Annotated in this window: 13 protein-coding genes; 4 read left to right on the top strand and 9 right to left on the bottom strand. The window is 67.7% G+C overall.

Going from position 1 to position 19,872, the window contains the following annotated elements; all coding sequences use genetic code 11:
• The coding region (locus H6726_32565) for a protein kinase (protein MCB9662418.1) at positions 1-492 on the bottom strand (492 nt) is incomplete at its 3' end.
• A 136-nt stretch (positions 493-628) separates the two neighbouring features.
• Between H6726_32565 and H6726_32560 the strand changes: the two genes are divergently transcribed.
• On the top strand, positions 629-1,414 hold the full coding sequence (locus tag H6726_32560) for a GntR family transcriptional regulator (GenBank protein ID MCB9662417.1): 786 nt from the start codon (positions 629-631) through the stop codon (positions 1,412-1,414).
• Here the strand turns inward: H6726_32560 and H6726_32555 are convergent.
• The 5 genes from H6726_32555 to H6726_32535 all read right to left on the bottom strand — a co-directional run bounded on the left by H6726_32555 (position 1,409) and on the right by H6726_32535 (position 7,857).
• Complete coding sequence (locus H6726_32555) at positions 1,409-1,999, bottom strand: TetR/AcrR family transcriptional regulator (protein MCB9662416.1); 591 nt, start codon at positions 1,997-1,999, stop codon at positions 1,409-1,411. The two genes, H6726_32560 and H6726_32555, sit on opposite strands and share 6 nt — an antisense overlap.
• Positions 2,000-2,120: 121 nt before the next feature.
• The gene (locus H6726_32550; protein MCB9662415.1) at positions 2,121-4,355 is read right to left on the bottom strand and encodes a fatty acid desaturase; all 2,235 of its coding nucleotides are present in this window, start codon (positions 4,353-4,355) and stop codon (positions 2,121-2,123) included.
• Positions 4,356-4,618: 263 nt separating this feature from the next.
• Positions 4,619-6,352 (bottom strand): NAD-dependent malic enzyme, encoded by a 1,734-nt coding sequence (locus H6726_32545; GenBank protein ID MCB9662414.1) that lies wholly within the window; start codon positions 6,350-6,352, stop codon positions 4,619-4,621.
• Positions 6,353-6,409: 57 nt separating this feature from the next.
• The gene (leuB, locus tag H6726_32540) at positions 6,410-7,489 is read right to left on the bottom strand and encodes a 3-isopropylmalate dehydrogenase (protein ID MCB9662413.1); all 1,080 of its coding nucleotides are present in this window, start codon (positions 7,487-7,489) and stop codon (positions 6,410-6,412) included.
• Positions 7,490-7,593: 104 nt separating this feature from the next.
• The gene (locus H6726_32535; GenBank protein MCB9662412.1) at positions 7,594-7,857 is read right to left on the bottom strand and encodes a hypothetical protein; all 264 of its coding nucleotides are present in this window, start codon (positions 7,855-7,857) and stop codon (positions 7,594-7,596) included.
• 585 nt (positions 7,858-8,442) lie between these two features.
• Between H6726_32535 and ltrA the strand changes: the two genes are divergently transcribed.
• The 3 genes from ltrA (at position 8,443) to H6726_32520 (ending at position 15,289) form a co-directional block, all read left to right on the top strand.
• The gene (ltrA, locus tag H6726_32530) at positions 8,443-9,777 is read left to right on the top strand and encodes a group II intron reverse transcriptase/maturase (protein MCB9662411.1); all 1,335 of its coding nucleotides are present in this window, start codon (positions 8,443-8,445) and stop codon (positions 9,775-9,777) included.
• A gap of 1,136 nt (positions 9,778-10,913) precedes the next feature.
• On the top strand, positions 10,914-13,283 hold the full coding sequence (locus H6726_32525) for a hypothetical protein (GenBank protein MCB9662410.1): 2,370 nt from the start codon (positions 10,914-10,916) through the stop codon (positions 13,281-13,283).
• On the top strand, positions 13,280-15,289 hold the full coding sequence (locus tag H6726_32520) for an OmpA family protein (protein MCB9662409.1): 2,010 nt from the start codon (positions 13,280-13,282) through the stop codon (positions 15,287-15,289). The genes H6726_32525 and H6726_32520 overlap by 4 nt, the downstream gene beginning before the upstream one ends.
• Before the next feature lie 129 nt (positions 15,290-15,418).
• Here H6726_32520 and H6726_32515 read toward each other — a convergent pair whose 3' ends face one another.
• The 3 genes from H6726_32515 to H6726_32505 form a co-directional block, all read right to left on the bottom strand.
• Positions 15,419-17,248, bottom strand: a complete 1,830-nt coding sequence (locus H6726_32515; protein ID MCB9662408.1) for a hypothetical protein — start codon at positions 17,246-17,248, stop codon at positions 15,419-15,421.
• A 315-nt stretch (positions 17,249-17,563) separates the two neighbouring features.
• Positions 17,564-18,397 (bottom strand): hypothetical protein, encoded by an 834-nt coding sequence (locus H6726_32510; GenBank protein ID MCB9662407.1) that lies wholly within the window; start codon positions 18,395-18,397, stop codon positions 17,564-17,566.
• Entirely contained in the window at positions 18,394-18,597 is a 204-nt protein-coding gene (locus H6726_32505; GenBank protein ID MCB9662406.1) for a hypothetical protein, read from the bottom strand. Before H6726_32505 ends, H6726_32510 begins: the two co-directional genes overlap by 4 nt.
• Positions 18,598-19,872 lie beyond the last annotated feature (1,275 nt).

The raw sequence follows: 19,872 nt of genomic DNA, 5'->3' as shown, positions 1-19,872 counted from the left end.
GCGGTGCGCGGCGCTGAGCTGCGCGACCAGAGGGTGGTCGTCGTTGCGCACGACATCGCGCCATACCACGCCGACGATTCGCTTCATGATCATGAGTGGACGACCATCGGGGGTGTGCTCGAGCGAGTAGAGTGGGACCACGTTGGGGTGTTCGACCACACTGGTGATGCACGCCTCGGAGATCAGGCTGGCGCTGCCGTGGTTCGCGCCGGGGAGGACGGTCTTGACCGCTACGTCGCGTCCGAGGTCGACCTGCACTGCCCTGCGAACCTCGCCCATGCCCCCGCTCGCGAGGACCCCCCCGAGCTGGAGGGTTCGCGACCCGGGGGAGATTTGCGCGTCAGCGTGCCACGGAGCTGCGTCCAAGCACTCACACGGCACTTCGGTCCAGTCCGCGTCGCCAAGTTGGTAGCGAGTCTCCGTCAGTTCGCACCAGTCACTCTGCTGCGACGAGAGTTGGTCGAGCGACTGCGGCTCGTTGGGCTGGCTCATGATCACTCCGTGGGTGCGCAACGAACGTGGCTGCGTTCGACTCGTGGTCAGTGCCGCTTGGGCACCAAAGTGTCATTGACATTTGTGTTGATTCGCGCTAAACACAAATACACATGATATTCATAGTGGTACTGTAATGGTCAAACCTACTCTAGGCGGCTCGTCATGGGCGTTGGACCGCGACGCATCGCTAGCGCTGAACGTCGGGGATGCCGAGCAGTCCACGTCGCTCGGCAGAGCAGACTCTCTCGCCCACGACCTCGCGCTACGGATACTCCGGGGTGAAAACCAACCCGATGCGTTGCTCCCGAGCGTGCGCAGCCTCGCGGAGCAGCACTCGATGACACCGCCTACGGTGCAACGTGCCCTCTGCACGCTCCATGGCATGGGGCTCGTGCGAGCCACCCATGGACGTGGCGTCGAGGTGCAGAATCCGAACTCGTGCTGCTCTCCTCGCTTGGCACCTCTCCGGTTCGAGGCCGTGGCTGACGATGCGGACGCGAGCGTCAAGCTCCTCGAGCGGCACCTGGACATGCGTTTGGACCTCGCCGGGCTACTGGTGGCGCGCTTCGACGCGGCCGAGGCGATTCGCAACTTTGCCCTGCCACTGGCTCGAGTCACCACCGCGGACACGGAGGTGGCTCGGATGGAGGCGGACCTTGGCCTGAACGACACCGCCGTCCAGATGGTGGACAACTTTCTGGCGGGGGCCGCGTTGCGTTGCTTGGAGGCCGTGGTCCGGGAGGTTCCGGGTGTTGCGGTCGCGTTGTACGGCGACGGGGACATGTACACGCAATCGATGAACGAAGCTGTCCGAGGGATTGCGATGGGAGGCGATGGGGGCTGGCATCGCGCTCGAGCCGCAGTGCTGCGCTGGCACGCGCACAGTATCGAACGGTACAAGCACCTGATGGCGTTATAGCCCATTCTCGCCCCCTTCCCGCTCTCGGTGCGTGTCGCGGACGTTGAACAGCAGCAGCGCTTCCGTCAGGCGCACCGTTTCGGGCGGGCCGCCCCACAGCGCGACGCCGAACTCGCCGAGCGCGGAGTGAAAGAGCTGGTTCGTAATTATGCTCAGGATGGCCTGTCGAACAGGAAAGTCAGGGGTCAGACGATCTCCAGCGTTGCTTCGCACGAAGGTCTCCATGCGCTCCAGCAGCGGCATGAACGCGGTCTGGATCGCGTTGCGCGCCACGTCGTCGTCATCGCGCAACATGCCTCGAAAGATGGTCGCCACCATGGCTCCGTGCGTGTCGTCGAACTTCATGAGCGCCCTCAGCAGACTGCCCACTCGGTCGTCGTAGCTGCCGGTGCGTAGCAAGGCGGGGCCCACCTCCCGCTCCAGCGCGGAGAACGCGGCTGCGAGGGTGGCTTCGTACAAGCCGCGCTTCGAGTCGAAGTGATGCAGAAGCGACGGACGCGTGATGCCTGCCTCGCGGGCGATGTCTTCGAGGCGCGCGCGCTCGAACCCCATAGCTCCGAACGCTCGCGCTGCGGCTTCCAGCAAGACAGCCTCCGTCGCGGGCTCGTCCACCCGCACGCGGCGACGCCCCGGCCGGCGTTTGGTGCGCGTGTCGGGCGCGGCGGACGGCGTTGCGCTCGCGCGCGCCCTCGGCTTTGCGCGCACGCTAGGCATCGAGGTCCACCGCCGAGAGAGGGAACGTGTTGCAGAGCGTGATCCGTTCGGGCCCCCGGTGGCGTTCTGGGTGGACGGTGTCGGCGGTGTCGCCCCCCAGCTTGGGGCACACGCACGCGCGACATAGCCCTCGCTCGCAGCCCGATGGTAGCTGGATGCCCGCAGTCCGACCCGCGCTCAGCAGGGTGGTGGCCTCGTCGACCTGCAGCGTCAGGGCCGAGCGCAAGAACCGCACGGTGTGGGTGCGCCCGGTCAGCGGTCTTGGATCGTTCGGTGGTGCGCTGAAGTGTTCGACGTGGAAGCGCGCTGGGTCGAGCCCTAGTGCTGCGACGTGCTTCGCGGCGGCGGCGAGGAAGCCGGGGGGGGCGCACGCGAACACCTCGCGGTCGGCGAGGTCCGGCACCTCACGGGCCAGCAGCTCTTGGCTGAGCTGAGCCTGTCCTGGCGCCCCAGCAGGGCGGTCCGTGAAGCACGCGACGCGGACGCCCGTGCCGAGCGTCAGTTCGCGGAGCTCGTCGAGGAACAGCGCACTCCCAGCGTCACGGTTGAAGTACAGCAGCGTCGCGTCGCGCCCTGGGGCGATGCGACGCTGCCGCCGTAGCATGGCTAGGATGGGCGTGATGCCCACCCCGCCCGCGAGGTACAGCGCCTTGCTGGGAAGGTTGGGCTGGGCCAGTCCGCCCGTGTTCTCCGGTGGCCCCACTAGTGTCAGCCACTGGCCCTCGCGCAGCGTGTCGTTGAGGTGGTTTGACACGCGTCCACCGGCCACGCGCTTGACCGTGAACTCGAGGGGCTCGTGAGAGCTTCCTTCTGGGCTCTCCCGCATCAGGCTGTATTGCCGGATGAGCTCCTCGCCGTGGACGTTCACACGTAGCGACACGAACGCGCCGGGCGCCCAGCTGATTTGTTCCCAGCCGAACGGCCGACATAGCTGGACGCGCAACGCGCTCCCGCGCGCGAGCGACTCGATGCGGAGCACACGCGCTCGTGCATTGAAGTACCTAGGCTTCCGCAGGTACGGGGAGGGGCCGTCCGTGGGTCTGGGTGTGGTGTAGCCGACGCCATCGCGCAATCGTTGGACGAGCGCGCGCGGCCGCCGAACCAGATCGCGGGCCCGTTCGTGCTCAGCCAGGGGTGCGGTGTGTCGTGCGAGGCTCACGACTACCTTGGGCAGCATGTCTTCGATGGGGTGCGTGTTGTACGGTAGGCCGTAGCGCGCGCATATGGCCCGCACCGCCGGGGCTATCTCACGCTGCTGCTTGCACGGTAGATCTGGGAAGAGATGGTGCTCCACGTGGGTGTCCAGCCCGCCGTAGAACACCTCGAACCCAGGCGGGTTCGCGAACGCGACCTCTTCGTGCAGCAACCGTGTGCAGTAGGCTTCCACCGCGCGGTTGGGTACGAAGTTGGTCGTCGCGCGCAGTTGCCGCTCGAAGTAGGCGTCGCGGGTCTCGTCGGGTCCCGGGTCGACAAACACCTCGACGCTTGGCGCATGGTGCTCGATCAGCAGCATGCTGAGGGTCAGGTCGTACCCCAGCGTGGTGCCAAGATAGTTGCCCACGAGCGTGCGCAGCGCGTTCCGACCGGCCTGCCGAGGCTCGTTCAGGTAGTTGCGGCGCGCGTGTCGTGCGATGCGCGCTCGAGCGGCTGCGAACGTATCCCTCGTGAACACCGGGCGACCCGCGACGCGAGCCGCCGAGGTCGCGGTGTACAGAGCGAAGGGGTACAGGTGCGCTACGAAGAGGCCTAGTACGGCGGACTGCAGCAGGTGATGCCCGCGCCACTCCTGTCCCGGGAAGAGACGCGCCACCGTGTAGCCGAGGTCGTGGTCCTTGCCCACGATGTTCGTGAACGGGTGGTGATTGCGGTGGTGCATCACCTTCCACTCGCTCGGGTCCGCGACGAAGTCCCAGTCCCAGCGGTCGGAGTGGAACGGCCCGTCCGGGTTCAGGTGGTCGTAGCCTCCGTGCAGGATGTTGTGCCCGAGCTCGCTGAACTCGAGGACGACGTGCAGCGCGCGCAGGAGCGTCCCGCGCCAGAGTTCCTCCGCAGCGTGTCCGTTCATGATCAGCTGTCGCGCGCGCTCATCGATCGCGCGCGAGTAGGCTGCGACGTTCTCGATGTGCTGGATGTCCGCCTCGTCCATGCGCGACCGCGTAGTGCGATGGAGGGCGTCGAGCTCCGCCGAGAGAGACGCTCTCGGTGGGGGTGCGTTTTCCTGCGCCATGGCACCAATATACTCATGAGTAGACAGTTATCAACTCGTGAGTAGATAAATAACGGGGCGCACCCACACGCTCGGGCTGGCTTCGCCGTTACGACGAGCGACTTCATCGAAGGGGCATGGGGTCGCCTACGGGCTGCCACGGCAATCGCGGCACTCGACAGCCCTCATCCACGTTCTGGAGCGGAAGTCGGCTAACCTCGACGTTCTGACGCTCGGGTGGCAGCGGGCCAGCAGTGAGCGTCCCACCCCCGCTTGTCGCGCCCTCAGCGCTGACCCTTCACGAACGGCTGGTACTCGGCCTTCCACGAGCGCTCGGCCACGAAGCCCTTCACGTCCTCGGGGATGTCCTCGCGCATCGCGACACCGTCCGTGATGGCCTGGCGGATGACCGCCTCGGCGACGATGAGCGACGTCTGCCGCAGGTCGCTGATGGGCGGGTAGATGAGGCCTCCCTCGACGTAGCGCGCGATGGTGTAGTTCGCGAGCGCCTCCGCCGCGGCCATCACCATGTTGTCCGTGATCTGCTTGGCGTCGCTGAGGATGGCGCCGAAGCCGAGGCCGGGGAAGATGAAGGCGTTGTTGCCCTGGCCGATGGGGTGCGTGACGCCGTCCATGGGGACCGGGTCGAACGGGCTGCCGGTCGCGACCAGCGAGCGCCCCTCGGTCCAGTGGAAGATGTCGACGGGCTCTGCCTCACACGAGCTGGTGGGGTTGCTGAGCGGGAAGATGATGGGGCGCTCGTGGTTCTGGCCCACGGCGCGCACGATGGCCTCGTCGAACGCCTTCGGGCGACCGGACAGTCCGAGCAGCACGGTGGCCTTCGACTCGCGGATGGTCTCCAGCAGGTCCGGCGCGTCGCCCGCGAACGTCCAGCTCGCGATGTCGGCCTTGCGCTGGGCGTAGTCCAGCTTGTAGTCCTCCATGCGCGAGCGGCCCTCCACGAGGAGCCCGCCGCTGTCCAGCACGAGCACGCGCCGGCGCGCCTCGTCCACGCTCAGGCCCGCGCGCTCGAGGCCGCGGCGGATGGCCCAGGCCACTCCGACGCCGCCCGCGCCCGCGCCGTGGATGACCACGGTCTGCTCGGCGATGGACTCCTTCTTCAGGCTGCACGCGCTGAGCACGCCGGCCAGCGCCACGGCGCCTGTGCCCTGGATGTCGTCGTTGAAGGACGGCACCACGTCGCGGTAGCGCTCCAGGACCATGAAGGCCGAGTCCTTCGCGAGGTCTTCCCACTGGATGACCGCGTTCGGCCAGCGCGACTTCACGGCGGCCACGAACTGGTCGAAGAACTTGAGGTACTCCTCGCCGCGCAGGCGCTTCTGGCGCACGCCCAGGTAGTCTGGGTCGTTGATGAGGTCGAGGCGCTCGGTGCCCACGTCGAGACACACCGGCATGGTGTGGAAGGGGCTCACACCTCCGCCCACCGTGTACAGCGCGAGCTTGCCGATGGGGATGGCGAGGCCGCCGTAGCCCTGGTCGCCGATGCCGAGGATGGCCGACGCGTCGGTCGCCACGATCATACGCACGTCTTCCATCGGGTAGCAGTTGAGCGCCGGGATGGCGCGGTCGATGTTGAGCGGCGAGAGCGAGATGCCGCGCGGGTTCTGGTACAGCGCGCTGAACTGCTGCACGGCCATGCCCACGGTCGGCGTGTACACGATGGGCAGCATCTCCTCGAGGTGCTGCTCCATCAGGCGGTAGAAGAGGATCTCCTGCCGCTCCTGCAGCGAGCGCAGGTACTGGTACTTCTCGATGTCGTCTTCGATCTGCTGGTAGCCCTTGTAGACGCGGGCGACCTGCTGCTCGATGGTGTTCACCTGCGGTGGGAGGAGCCCGTCGAGGCGGAGCGCCACCCGCTCCTCGTGGCTGAAGGCCGTGCCCTTGTTGCAGAGCACGAGGCGCAAGAGGGAGATGCCGTCTTGGTACACCTCCATGTAGTTGCGTCCCTGGTCGTCCTTCTTGAGATCAAAGAGCGGGCTGATGCGCTTGCGTGCCATGCGGAAGGGTCTTTCTGTGCGGCCGCGCGCGATGCGGCCGGGTGACGAGCGGAGCGGTCAGTTCTTCTTGATGCGGGCGCAGATGGCCTCGCCCATGGCGGTGGTGCCGAGCGACTTGTCGCCGCCGCCGAGGTCACCCGTGCGCAGACCGTCGTCGAGCGCCTGCTGCACGGCGGCCTCCACGGCCAGCGCCTCGGCGTCCAGATCCAGGCTGTGGCGCAGCAGCATGGCCGCGCTGAGGATGGTGCCGAGGGGGTTGGCGATGCCCTTGCCCGCGATGTCCGGCGCGGACCCGTGGATGGGCTCGTACACGCCCAGCTTGGTCTCGCCCAGTGAAGCGCTCGGGAGCAGGCCCAACGAGCCCGTGAGCACGGCGCCCTCGTCGCTGAGGATGTCGCCGAACATGTTGCCCGCCACGATGACGTCGAAGTCGCCGGGGTTGGTGACGAGGCGCATGGCGGCGCTGTCGACCAGCTGGTGCACCAGCGTGATGTCCGGGTTCTCGGCGCCCACCTCGGTCGCCACCTGCCGCCAGACCTGCATGGTGGCCAGGACGTTGGCCTTGTCGATGCTGGTCACGTGCTTGCGCTCGCGCTTGCGGGCGATGTCCATGGCCAGCGCGACGATGCGGCGGATCTCGCTCTCGCGATACACCATCGTGTCGAAGCCACGGCGCTCACCGTCCACGGTGTCCTTGCCCTTGGGCTGACCGAAGTAGATGCCGCCCGTCAGCTCGCGCACGAACACGAGGTCCACGTTCTTCAGGCGCTCGGCCTTGAGCGGGGAGGCCGCTTCGAGCCCGCGGAAGAGCTTCACGGGGCGGATGTTCGCGAACAAGCCCAGGGCCTTGCGCATGGCCAAGAGGCCGCGCTCGGGGCGGTCGGCGGCGTTGGGGTCGTCCCACTTGGGGCCACCCACGGCGCCCAGCAGGATGGCGTCCGCCTGCTGACAGGCCTCGAGGGTGTCGTCGGGGAACGCGTTGCCGGTCTCGTCGATGGCGATGCCGCCCAGCAGGGCCTCGCGGTACGTGAACTCGTGGCCGAAGGTGGACGCCACGGTGTCGAGGACGAGGCGCGTGGCGCCGACGATCTCGGGGCCGATTCCGTCGCCGGGGAGGGTGGTGATCTTGGCTTGCATAGGTCTCTGTTGCTCTTCGCGATGTCACGCCCGACCACGCGGCCGAGTCAGGGCGCGAGTGATAGCAGCGAATCGCGCAGAGGGCGACCTCCCGCGAGGGATGTTCACCGCCCCATCGGACGCGGCTCGACCGTCTGGAGGTAGGCCCACAGCGCTTGCAGCTCGACGTCGGTCATGGCCTCTGCGTACGGCGTGATCAGGGTCATCGGCGCACGGAGCGCGGACCCGTCCGGGCGCTGGCCTTGGCGCATGGCGCGCACGAAGTCCTCGTACGTCCAGCCCGCGAGGCCATCCGCGTGCGGCGTCAGGTTGCCCGCCGGGATCCAGTCCGGCGGGCCGGCAGCGATGGGTCCCGTGCGCCAGGCCAAGCCTGGAGGAGAAGAAGATGAGCTGACGGATCACCAACACATCGAAACTCCAATGGAGCCCAGCGGGTGAGAGTCCCGCCCGGCAAGGCGGGCAGCCAGCCGGAAGCGAGTCTTGCGTGGTGGTCGGGCAACCGGCGCTGCGAAGCGTAGACAGCGAGCGTGTGGGCTGTGTGACAGAGCCTCGAAATATTGCTTAGTGGTGCCGGCCGACGTTGTGGGTCCAGCGGAAGGCAACACCGCCGCTCGGAGTGCCAGCCGAGTGGAGGCGGCATCGGGGTCGAAGAGCAGGGCACGCACGCAAGGGCTCCCCAGGAACCTGGGAGATCCTCGGGTCTCCTCGCGCAATCACCGGTCACGGGGGACCGGAGACCAAACCCCAGGCCTCGGACAGTCCGCGCGCTGCAGTGTCCGAGGAGCGAACGAGTGGCGCGCCGCGAGGTACCGCCGAGCGAGGCAAACGAGCGAGGCGGGATGGGTCCGAGGAAGTCGGAGTCGCCCGTAGTACCGGAGAAGCCAGCGAACGAAAGCCCGGAGGAGCTGGTGGAGGGAAGGGGCGGCCAGGGCGTGGAATCGAAAGAAGGAAAGATGGCTGAGACACTGAACTCAGGGAACATCTCAACGAGACTCGATCGAATAGCGGAAATGGCGAGGACACACCGGGGTCAAGCACTCCGGTCGATCCACCACGCCATCGATCTGGAATGGCTGAAGGAGGCGCACCAACGGACCCGCAAAGACGGGGCTGTTGGCGTAGATTCCCAGACGGCGGCGGACTACGCGCAGGACCTGGAGGCGAACCTCCAGAGTCTGCTCGACCGCCTCAAGTCGGGAGCCTACCGGGCGCCACCGGTGCGACGGACCTACATCCCGAAGGATGGAGGGAAGAGCCGGCCACTCGGCATCCCGACGTTCGAAGACAAGGTGCTTCAGACGGCGGTCAAGATGCTGCTGGAGGCCGTGTACGAGGAGGACTTCTTGGACTGCTCGTACGGCTTCCGGCCGGGGCGCTCTACCCACGATGCCCTGCAGGTCACGTGGCAGAGCGCGATGTCGATGCGTGGTGCGTGGATCGTCGAGGTGGACATCGAGTCGTTCTTCGACTCGATCGACCACGGTCATCTGCGCGACATCCTCGACCAACGGGTGAGCGACGGGACTGTCCGTCGCGTGCTCCACAAGTGGCTGAACGCCGGCGTGATGGAGGACGGGCAGCACAGCCGCACGGACTCTGGCACGCCGCAGGGGGGAGTGATCTCACCCCTGCTCGCGAACGTGTTCCTGCACAACGTCCTCGACACGTGGTTCGTCGCGGAGGTGCAACCGCGCCTCCGCGGGCGCACCGAGCTCATTCGCTTCGCGGATGACTTCGTCGTGGTTTGCGAGCATGAGCTCGACGCGAGGCGGGTGCTCGCCGTGCTCCCGAAGCGATTCGGGAAGTACGGCCTGCGGCTTCATCCCGACAAGACGCGCCTGGTCCGCTTCGAGCGGCCCGACGGGCGTGGCGGCGGGGAACGACCGGAGACCTTCGATTTCCTCGGCTTCACCCACTACTGGGGGAAGTCGCGGAAGGGGTACCCGCTCGTGAAGCGAAAGACGATGGCGACTCGGATGCGGAGGGCAATCCGCGCGATCTGGGAATGGTGTCGGGACAACCGGCACGAACCGGTCGACGAGCAACGCGTCACCCTCGCTTCGAAGCTGCGCGGGCACTACGCCTACTACGGGATCACGAACAACAGCCGAGCGCTCGCGACCTACTTCTTTGAGGTCACGCGAGCATGGCGCCGATGGCTCGACCGGCGTGGCGGCAGAAGGGAGATGACCTGGGAGCGCTTCGCGGCGCTCCTAAAGCACCACCCCCTGCCACCGCCCCGCATCGTGCACTCAGCGCTTGGTCGCCCAGCGAATCCACGCCGCTGAAGAGCCGGATGCAGTAGTCCTGCACGTCCGGATCTGTGGGAGCCCCGGGAGAGTGATCTCCCGGGGCCACCCGACCCCTCGAGGCTCGGACGGTGACAGCCGGTACACACCGCGATCAGGTGCTGCCCGAACGCGGCGTCCGGCTGGGCGGCAGGAGGCTCCACCACGTGGGCGCTCTGGTCGTCCATGATGGTGTCCGCCGACAGCGGTAGCTTGCCGAGGGCGGCCAAGAGCGTCCCGATGGGCCCCAGCGCGCTGTCCCCGACCTCGTTGCTCACGGCGGGTTGCGCGCGCAGGTACGCGACGATGTCGGACAGCTCGCGGTCGGACATGCGCACGAAGTCTTCCGACGGCATGACCGCGGGCCGCCCGTCGGCGAGGATGCCGTGGCGCACGATGTGGTCCCAGTCGGTCATGGTGAACTCGTGTGTGGGGCCGGCGGGCGTCAGGTTGGGTCCGAGCAGCGACCCCATGGCGGGGTCGTCGACCATCACGCCACCGCTGAAGTCCTGGCCGTGGCACTCGCCGCACGCGTAGCGCGCGCGCACCAGGTGCTCGCCCCGCGCAATCGCCCGCTCGAGCGCCAGCGCTTCGAGGTCCACGCCCGCGAGCAGGTCGACGTCGACCGGGGGCGCGAGGGGCGCAACGTCTCCCGCGGGCTGCGGGGCTTCTGCGCCCTCGGCGTCCGACCCAGCAGCCGCTTGGGGCCCGGCGTCGGGCGCGGGGCCCTCACCGTCCGCGTCGTCACTCGTGTCCGCTTCCGGAGCCTCGGCGGCGAGTGCCGCGCGGCGCTCCTCACGCAGCGCGGCGAGCTCCTCCTCCGTCAGCGGGAACGGCACGGGGATGTCCACCTCGTGCGCGGTCAGCGTTCGGGACAGCGAGGCGCGTACGGTCAGCGTCGCCCACCCATAGAAACCCACCATCGCCAGCGCCAACACCAGGGTGGCGACACCCACACCCTTCACCACACGCTTCATCGCCATACCTCCGAGGTGGCTGATCCTATGTCAGTTGGCCCTCCGACCGCCAGACTCACGGCGCCACCATCTGAAGACGCCCCACGACGGGATTCCACCCAGAACGCGCCACTCGCTGTATCATCCGAACATCACTTGCCCTTGACCTAAGGAGCTCCCATGCGCTTCGGCTCTCTCCCCGCGCCCACGTCGCGTTTCGCCGTTGCTTCCGCGCTGGCCGCGTGCTGCGCCACCTTCGCTCCCCGCCTCGCGCGTGCCGAGGGGTCGTTGGGTGTTGGCGCAGAGCTCGCACCCTCCCAAGCGCTGCGCGTCTCCACGGACATCTTCGTGGACGTCATCAACCCCGCCGTCGAGACGATCGTCTGGACGGGGACGGGCAGCGTCACGGTCATGGATCCGCTCGGCGCGACGGTGGGCACGTTCGCGAGCGGCGCCACCATCACGCCCAGCATGAGCGGCTCCTACCGCCTGGACCTGCTCGAGAACCAGTTCGACGTGGACGGCAACGGCGGGCTCGTGGCAGGCACCCAGGTGCCCTGGGACGTGACGCTCTTCGTGTCGGGCGTGCCGCGCGACGGACGCGTGTACTCGTTCGCGTGGGGCTTCAACACGGGTGGGTTCAACATGGCCTCGGCCACCAACGCCAGCTTCTATGCGCGCGTCCCGGGCGGTGACACCGAGAGCTTCGCGGTCATGGAGCTGCGCACGGACGGACTCGCGGGCTTCATCTTCGAGGTGCAGGGCAACAGCACGGGCGTGCGCGGCCCGAACGCGGGGCGCAGCGTGCCCGAGGTGGGCAACAGCGCGGCCAACGAGTACCAGATGTACCTGAACCCCCCGGACGACGCGACGTACAGCTTCCTCGGGCCGCAGGTGCGCGACTTCAGCTTCCGCGGGGGCACCGAGGTGACCGGCGGCGTGCCCGCCTGCGACGAGTTCGTGGGCGGCGCGAGCATGGGCGAGTTCGTCTTCACGTCGAACGTGGTCGGGTCGTTCCACCTCGTGTGCGACCTCAACCGCGACGGGCGCTTCGACATCGTCGATGCGGGCGACTTTCTGTTCCTGGGCGCGGCGGTGGCGGGCACCAACCGCGTGCCCTTCGACGGACGGGACAACAGCGGCAATCCCTTCCCCGTGGGCGACCACCAGTGCAGCGTGCGCCTCACGGTGGGCGAGTTCCACTACGTGGGGCGCGACATCGAGACCAGCTTTCGCGGCCTGCGCATGTTCCAGGTGGGGGCCAACGGCTCGCTCACGCCGCTGAACATGTTCTGGAACGACGCGCTCGTGCAGGCGAACGCGACGACCATGCCCGCGCCGTACGCGTTCATCTCGGCGTCCACCTCGGGTCCGCTGGGGCTCAACTCGGGCGACCCGATGGACCCGCCGGTGCCCTTGGGGGAGACCGTGACGCCTCCGGGAGCGAACGCGCGCGCCTGGGGCGACTTCGTGGCCATGGGCGGCTCGGGCACCGGCAAGGGCAACGAGGCCTACCTCGACACCTACACGTGGCTGTCCGAGGACGTCAGCGCGCCCATCACCATCCGCTCGGTGGACGGGTCGATCGACTCGGACATGGACGGCCTCACGGACTACACCGAGCGCTGCATCACGGGCACCCTCACAAACAACGCGGACTCGGACGGCGACACCGTGAACGACTTCGTCGAGACGCGCGGCGGGATGCCCAACGTGAACACGGACATGGACCTGCTGGTGGACGCGCTGGACGCGGACGACGACGGCGACTGCGTGCCCACGGCGGACGAAGACCCGGACGACGACGGTGACCCGACGAACGACGACAGCGATGGCGACACGCGGCCCGACTACCGTGACGCGGACGACGACGGCGACGGCATCGGCCCGTGTGACGAGGACGCCAACATGAACGGCGACCCGCTGGACGACGACGCCGACATGGACGGCGTGCCCGACTACCTCGAGCGGGACAGCGACGGCGACTGCGCGCTGCGCGCGACGGTGCCCACCATCCTCTGTGAGGACAACCTCGACCGGTGCCCGCTCGTCGCGGAAGACGCGAACGCGTTCATGGACGACGACGGCTGCCCCGAGCCCGACGCCGACGCCGACGGCGTGCCCGACGCCATCGACAACTGCCCCGCCATTCCCAACACCGACCAAGCGGACCTGGACGACGACGACGACGGCGACGTGTGCGACGAGGACGTCGACGGAGATGGCCTACGCAACGTGTGCGAGATCCCGATCACCGACACGTGCCCGGCGGCGTGCGCGGACGTGTGCGCCGACCTGCCCAGCTGCAGCGGGTGCGCGGCGACCGACCCGCGCGACGCGGACAGCGACGACGGGGGCCTCGGGGATGGCGCCGAGGTCGCGCGCGGGGGTGACCCGCTGAACGACGAGGACGACCAGCTCCCCGGGCTGCTCTCGGGCGGCGGGGTCTACACCTGCGGGGCCGGCCATGCAGGGTCGCCCTTCGCACCGCTGCTCGCGCTGCTGGCGCTGGGCGCTGCGCTCGTCGTCCGCCGGGGGGCGCGCTCGTGAATCGCGCTTGGTTCGCGCGGGCCCTCGCGGCCCTGTTTTCCATGGCGCTCATGGCGGCGGCGGGGAGGGCGTCCGCACAGCGGCGCTTCGATCCGCAGCTGTTCCATCCCTCCCTCTCGCAGCGCAGCAACGCCGCCGGGGTCTCGTCCGCCGACCTGCTCGAGAACGGCTCGTTCGAGCTCGGGCTGCTCGCGCACTACGACGCGCGCCCGCTCGTCATGCGCAGCGTCGACGGGTCGCGCCTGTACGCCATCATCGACCAGCAGGCGAGCTTGCACCTGCTCGGCGCGGTGGGGATCGCGGGTCGGCTCGAGCTCGGGCTCGACATCCCCGTCATCGTCATGCAGCGCGGCGACACCATCCCGACGTTGCCCAACTTCGACGTCGGCGCACCCGGCGCGGGGGCGGGGCCGGGCGACGCGCGCCTGGGGCTCAAGCTGCGCCTGTTCAACACGCACACCGATGCCTCACCAGGAGGCGCCGCCATGGCGCTGGTGGTGGAGGGCTTCTTCCCGACCGGCGAGCAGGACGACTACCAGGGCGAGGGCTTCCGCGTCTCGTCGCGCTTGGTCGTGGATGGCGTGACGACCACGGGTCACCGCGTGTCGCTCAGCGCGGGCTACACCTACCGCAGCGACCTCGAGACCGCTGGGCTGAGCGTGGGCGGCACGGTGGACTGGGGCCTCGCCATCCAGTTCCGCAGCCGCTACGTGCACGTCGTGCCGGAGGTGCGCGGCAGCATCGTGGTGGCGGCCGACGACTTCAGCTACGAGGAGGCGCCCACCGAGGCGATGCTCAACTTCCGCTTCCTGCCCATCGAGCAGGTGATGATCCAAGCAGGCGGCGGCGTGGGCTTGTTTCAGGGCTTCGGCGCCCCGGACTACCGCATCCTGTTCAGCCTGAGCTACATGCGCGTGCCCGACCGCGACCGCGACGGCGACGGCATCCTCAACCGCGTCGACGCGTGCCCCGAGGTGCCCGAGGACGCAGACGGCTTCGAGGACGAGGACGGCTGCCCCGACCTCGATAACGACCAGGACGGCATCGAAGACGAGCCCGACGAGTGCCCGAACGACCCGGAGGACGCGGACGGCTTCGAGGACGAGGACGGCTGCGCCGACCCCGACAACGACCAGGACGGAGTGCCGGACCCCGACGACGGCTGCCCGCTCGAGCGGGAGGACCGCGACAGCTTCCAGGACGAAGACGGGTGCCCCGACCGCGACAACGACGGCGACGGCATCCAGGACATCTCCGACCAGTGCGCCAACGAGCCGGAGGACCAGGACGGGTTCCAGGACACCGACGGCTGCCCCGACCCGGACAACGACCAGGACCGCATCCTCGACGGCGTTGATCGCTGCCCGAACGAGGCGGAAGACTACAACGGGGTCGAGGACGAGGATGGCTGCCCCGAGGTCGACACGGACGGGGACGGCCTGCTCGACCCCCACGACGCGTGCCCGCACGAGCCCGAGGACCGCGACCGCTTCCAGGACGAAGACGGCTGTCCCGACCTCGACAACGACGGGGACGGCATCCCGGACACGGCCGACCGCTGCCCCATGCAGCCCGAGGTGGTGAACGGCTTCGAGGACACGGACGGCTGCCCAGACCAGACGGTCATCCACGTGACGTGTGCGTCGATCGAGATCCGCGACCACATCCACTTCGAGAGCAACCGCGCGGTCATTCAGCACCGCTCCTTCGACCTGCTGAACCAGCTGGCCGGGGTGATCGTGTCTCGGCCCGACCTGCGCCGGGTGAGCATCGAGGGGCACACTGACTCGCGCGGGCGTGACCGCCACAACCTCGTGCTGTCGCAGCAGCGCGCCGCGTCGGTGCGGGAGTACCTCATCCAGCACGGCGTGGCCCCCGAGCGGCTGCAGTCCGAGGGCTACGGCGAGACGCGACCCATCGACGACAACAACACCCCGGTAGGGCGCGCGGCCAACCGCCGCGTGGAGTTCGTCATCCTCGAGCAGGATGGCTGCCGGGACAACTGATGCGGCTCCGTTGGACATGCGCCAGCTGCTCGCGTTGGACTATCTTCAGCCTAGCCTCCGGAGGACTCCGAGTCGGCTCGGCTCCCGGCCGGCGTCCTCCTCGTGGTGGTCGCGTAGATCGCCGGACGATCATGCCTCGAGGAGCGTCTGCAACTCGGCCAGGCGGGCCTTGTGCCCATCGCTCCGCTGCCGCGGCGCCTTCTTGAAAGCAGCGAGAACGCGCTTCCGCTGCTTGTCCGTCAGCGTCGCCGTGCGGGCTATCGTAAGCAGCGCGTCTTGCGTCGGTGGGGGACGTCGCTGTTCGTAGCCGCTGGCGAACGTGTGGAAGCTGCTCGGATGACTGGCGAGTTCCAAGGCGTCGTCGACGCGCCCCACCCGTGCAACCTCCTCGCACACGCGGTAGAGCAACTCGGGCGGTGGCTCACCGTAGCGGGCTCTGAGCTCGTCGCGGTTCCCCGCGACGCGCGAGACGAGGGCCCATCCGAGCCAGGCGGGAAGTGCGGAACGCATCTCGAGGTCGATGTGAACCGGGGTGGGCGCGACGATGGCGAGCGCGTCAAAGAGCCGGTGGAAGACTCCCGGTCGCGTCGAATCGGATGCCGCCGCGAGAAGCCGCGGCACGAACCCGTCGATCGCATGACGGCTAGCGAGCAGCATGAGTTGGGCTGCGATACTTCGAGGGCGGCGCCAGTCGCCTTTGAAGGGATACGCGCGCGTTACGAAGTCACGCTCGAAGGCGAGTTCGAGAACCGCGGTTGCCAGCTCGTGGTCCTCGAGGTTGCCCAAGGCCTCCCAAGGCTCGTGAGTACCCTGTACGCACCACCCCTCCACGACCAAGTCGTCGTGGCGCAGGATGTCGAGAAGCCGTGCTCCACGGCTCGACGGCTCTGCTGTCTGCCACGCGCGCAGCCGGTCCGCGAGTGTCGGTCCGACGGGAGCGATCGCGATCGCAAGCGCCTCGAAGAACGCGTCAGCATCATCCATGTCGAGGGCTCGCACCATCGCCCGATTGGCCTCGCGAATGCGTCGTCTCGGTTCGTCGTGGTGCTTCCACGGGGACGTGGGCTCGGCTGGGGTCTCGGGCCACGACGGCTCAATCGCGACAAAGGACGACGCCGTTCCCGCCACGAGACGCGCGCGGGCCTCGTCGAGCGTCGGCGCAACCGTCGCGCGGATGTCCTCGAACGCGATCGCCGCACTTAGCTGCTCCGTCGCCTCGACGAGATGGGCTGTGCCGGCCCCTGCTTGCTCTGCACACACACGGCATCCGCGCGCGAGGAGGTTCGCGAACCCTGTCGGTCGAGTCGTGCGCTGCCCACGAGCGCCGAGCCCGATAGCGGCCTCCACGAGCGCCCAGACAGCCTCCTGCGGCAACCACGTACCTCCGCACGCAAGCACGTCCACAAGCGCATCCAGCTCGTCTCCGCCCCGCGCATGGCCGGTCTGGACAAAAGGGGCCCCGGTTACGACCGCGAGGACATCGTCGATGGTAGCGATACCCGCGCGTACGACTTCCAGCACGGCCTGCGCGCGCACCCCCTTGGCCATCCAATGGGTTGCCTCAATCTCGGCGCGGGCGTTGGCGACCAAACCTTTCGCGAGAAGCCCCCGAACGACAACCGGCAGCAGGGTGGCGGCGTCCCGATGACGGCGAAGTGCTCTCAGCACTGAGTCGGTGTTGCCCTCGTCGAAAGAACGCTCGGCCCACCGCGCGAGCAGCTCGATGGAGACCGTATCCTCCAAGGGCGGTAGCTCGTCCTCTGGCGACAACTCCACTGGCCGCCCCGTCCAGGTCGAGACACCAAAGAGGATGATCGCTCGGGCCGGCGGCTCTGCGTCGACCAGCCCTTGGCGCCATGCAAGGAACGACCCTTGGAGGGCCTCGGTCAGCCATGCGTGGGCGCGAGCCCCTTCGAGGCGTTGGACGGCGGCCCGTGCTCGTTCCACGACGTCGGTCAACACTGCTCCATCGACTGAAGTCCCTTCGACCATGACTCGAGTGTGGATCGGGTAGGTGCGCTTGCCAATAATCGTCGCGGGAGATCGAGGCCCGTCTTGCTGCCCCTCCGCGTGCGTGACCGTCGGGAGCCGGTGCGCTCCGTCGCACGCTTAGCGCGTGGTCTCGCGCCGCAAGTCCTCCCGCACCCGGAGGTCCCCTTCGCCAGAACGCCAGAAGCGCCGCGTCCACGGGCGCCCCATTCAGTTCTCAACGAAGCCCGCTACTCCACGCGACCGGCGGCATGGACACCCATCCGCAACATGCGCCCCTACACTCTACTCGACGGCGTGGGACCATGTGCGCGTCCCGACCGTGTAGTCGATGCGCCGGACCATGTCGCCGTAGGTGTCTTCGAGGACGCTGAAGAGCAGGCTACGCTCGACCAGGTACTCGACCGCGAGGGGAGAGGCGAAGGCACTTATCACCTCCGGGTGCACGTGCATCACGCGCCGGGCCAGCACGGGCTCCGGGATGCGGATCAGGCAATCCACGGGCTCAAACGCTGCGTCAGCGGACCACACTTGCGCGAACTCGGCGCTATCGAAGAGGGCCACCCGCAAGCGCCGTCCCGGCCCGCTGAGAGCGTCGGTGACGAGTTCGCGCAACGCAGGCAGCAGCGCGCTCTTGTCTCCGTGTTGAGGGCGCACCACCTGGCTGAGCCACCGCGCGTTGTCTCCCGCTCTCAGCTGTGGCGACGCATAGGAGCCCGTCCGCAGCTCGTCGAAGAGGGCCATCATCGCCACGAACGCCTCCACGTCCCGTGCCGCCAAGTAGCGGAACCCTGCGCGCGCGACAGCGACTACTCCGGAGACGGTTTCGGAAGTTGCGAGCCCACCCTCGCCGGCAGCGACCACCGCCGCGAGCACCGGCGCACGTTCATTCTCCGCGAACCCAGGCTCCATCACACACCACGCGACGGTCCGTGCCACCACCTGCAGCGCGTGGTCCGGGTCTGCCAGCAGCAGTGTGCCGAGTCTGCGAGCCTCGTCGGCTGGAAACGTCCCCTGATGGAACACCGCGAACTCCGGCTCCTGGTCCATTGCTCGCTCCCAATCGAAGTACTCGAGCAAATCGCCGACGAGAGCCGCCCATGGAGCCGCGTCGCTCATGGCGCGAGGACCTCCAGCGACGCCTCGACTCCCTGCTTCGCAAACGCCTCTCGCCATGCGCGCGCGTCGGCCGGCTCTCGCTCGTACTCGGTGTCTCGCAGCGTGATGACGTATCCCCCCTCGTGGTCCACACGCGCCACCTCGCGCTCGTAGTTCTCGATCTCCAAGAACCCATCTTCCTCCGCCAGAAGCTCAAACACTCGAACGACCTCGGTCCAGCGGCCAACGCCACGGCTCTTGCCGGCCCCGCCAGCTCGGATCTTCGACTTCTTCCTGAGTGAACGCGTCTTTGTGAACGGTGTAACGTCGCGCGTTAGGTCCGTCATGTCCCACACTTTTGAGCGCGCTTCTACCTCATCAGGAGACTCGTCTAAACCTACTTCGCATCGACCTGCGACGAAAACACGCCAAGTCTGACCGGCCGCCCAATCGTGTTCCTTGTTCAGGGGAGAAGACTTTGCGATTGAGGGGTGACGTATCGCAACGCCTCCGAGACGCGATGCATCGCACGCCATCCATGTAGATGGTTGATCAGGCGAGACGGACACAGTCCATGAAACAGTCCCTGCTTGAGCGATGCGGACGAGTTCATCTGTTGAACCGCCTTCCTTCTTGCATCGAAGAGCCATGACACGGTCATCTGAAAAACGTAGAACGGTAGTCCATGGGAATCTATCAAACGGACTCCAGGACCATATATCCTCGCAAATGTTGATGAAGTGCGTGTTGTCTGAACTGCTGACGAACTTCTCCATGAATGAATTCACAGGTCGCTCCTAGGTCGAATCGTTGCTGTAGTTCGGTCCAGGCTGAGCAGTGTAGCGTGGACGCTCCGTGTGGCCGTCAGGGCGAGTGATCTGTGATCCGCGTGAGGAGTTGTCGCTCCACGTTGCAGGCACAAGATTCGCTGGATCGTTGTAGAAAGTCGCGCGGGTGGCACGGCTTGTGTCGTGTCCCGGCGGGTAAGTCGTATCGCCCACTGTCACGCTTTCGTTCCACATTTGGGCACAGGGCGCTTGGTGGTCGAACGTCAGGTCACCCATGTGCCGTGCGGGGGTCGGTGGGGGGCCGGCGGATGCAGGTCGTGGTGTCGTGTCGATGCGCTCGCCGCTTCCATCACGCCACGTTAGCTCGTGGTATGGCGTAGGCACCTCGACCCCGTTCGCGTCGGTGTGCATGGGGCGTCGACCCTGCATACGGCCCTCATCGGTGTGGAGCATAGCCAACGCCTCCCAAGTGGAGGCGCGATATCCGCTCGGAAAGTCGGTCTCGCGCCGGGAAGGGGTTCGCGTGCCCTCGACGAGCGTCCAGCGTGGTGGGCCTGTACCGTCCAGCGAGGGACGCAACACCATTGGTTGACCGTTGGGACTGAGTCGAACCTCCTCGGCCGCGGGCCCCTCCTCAGGCGCGGCCTGCGGCGGACAATCGTCCGGGCAACCACTGAGCCCGCGCAAGTCGACATCCCGCAGCGGGTT

The sequence above is a fragment of the Sandaracinaceae bacterium genome (assembly GCA_020633055.1).
Lineage (GTDB): Bacteria > Myxococcota_A > Polyangia > Polyangiales > Houyiibacteriaceae > JADJJE01.
This window is presented reverse-complemented; position numbering and strand designations above follow the sequence as displayed.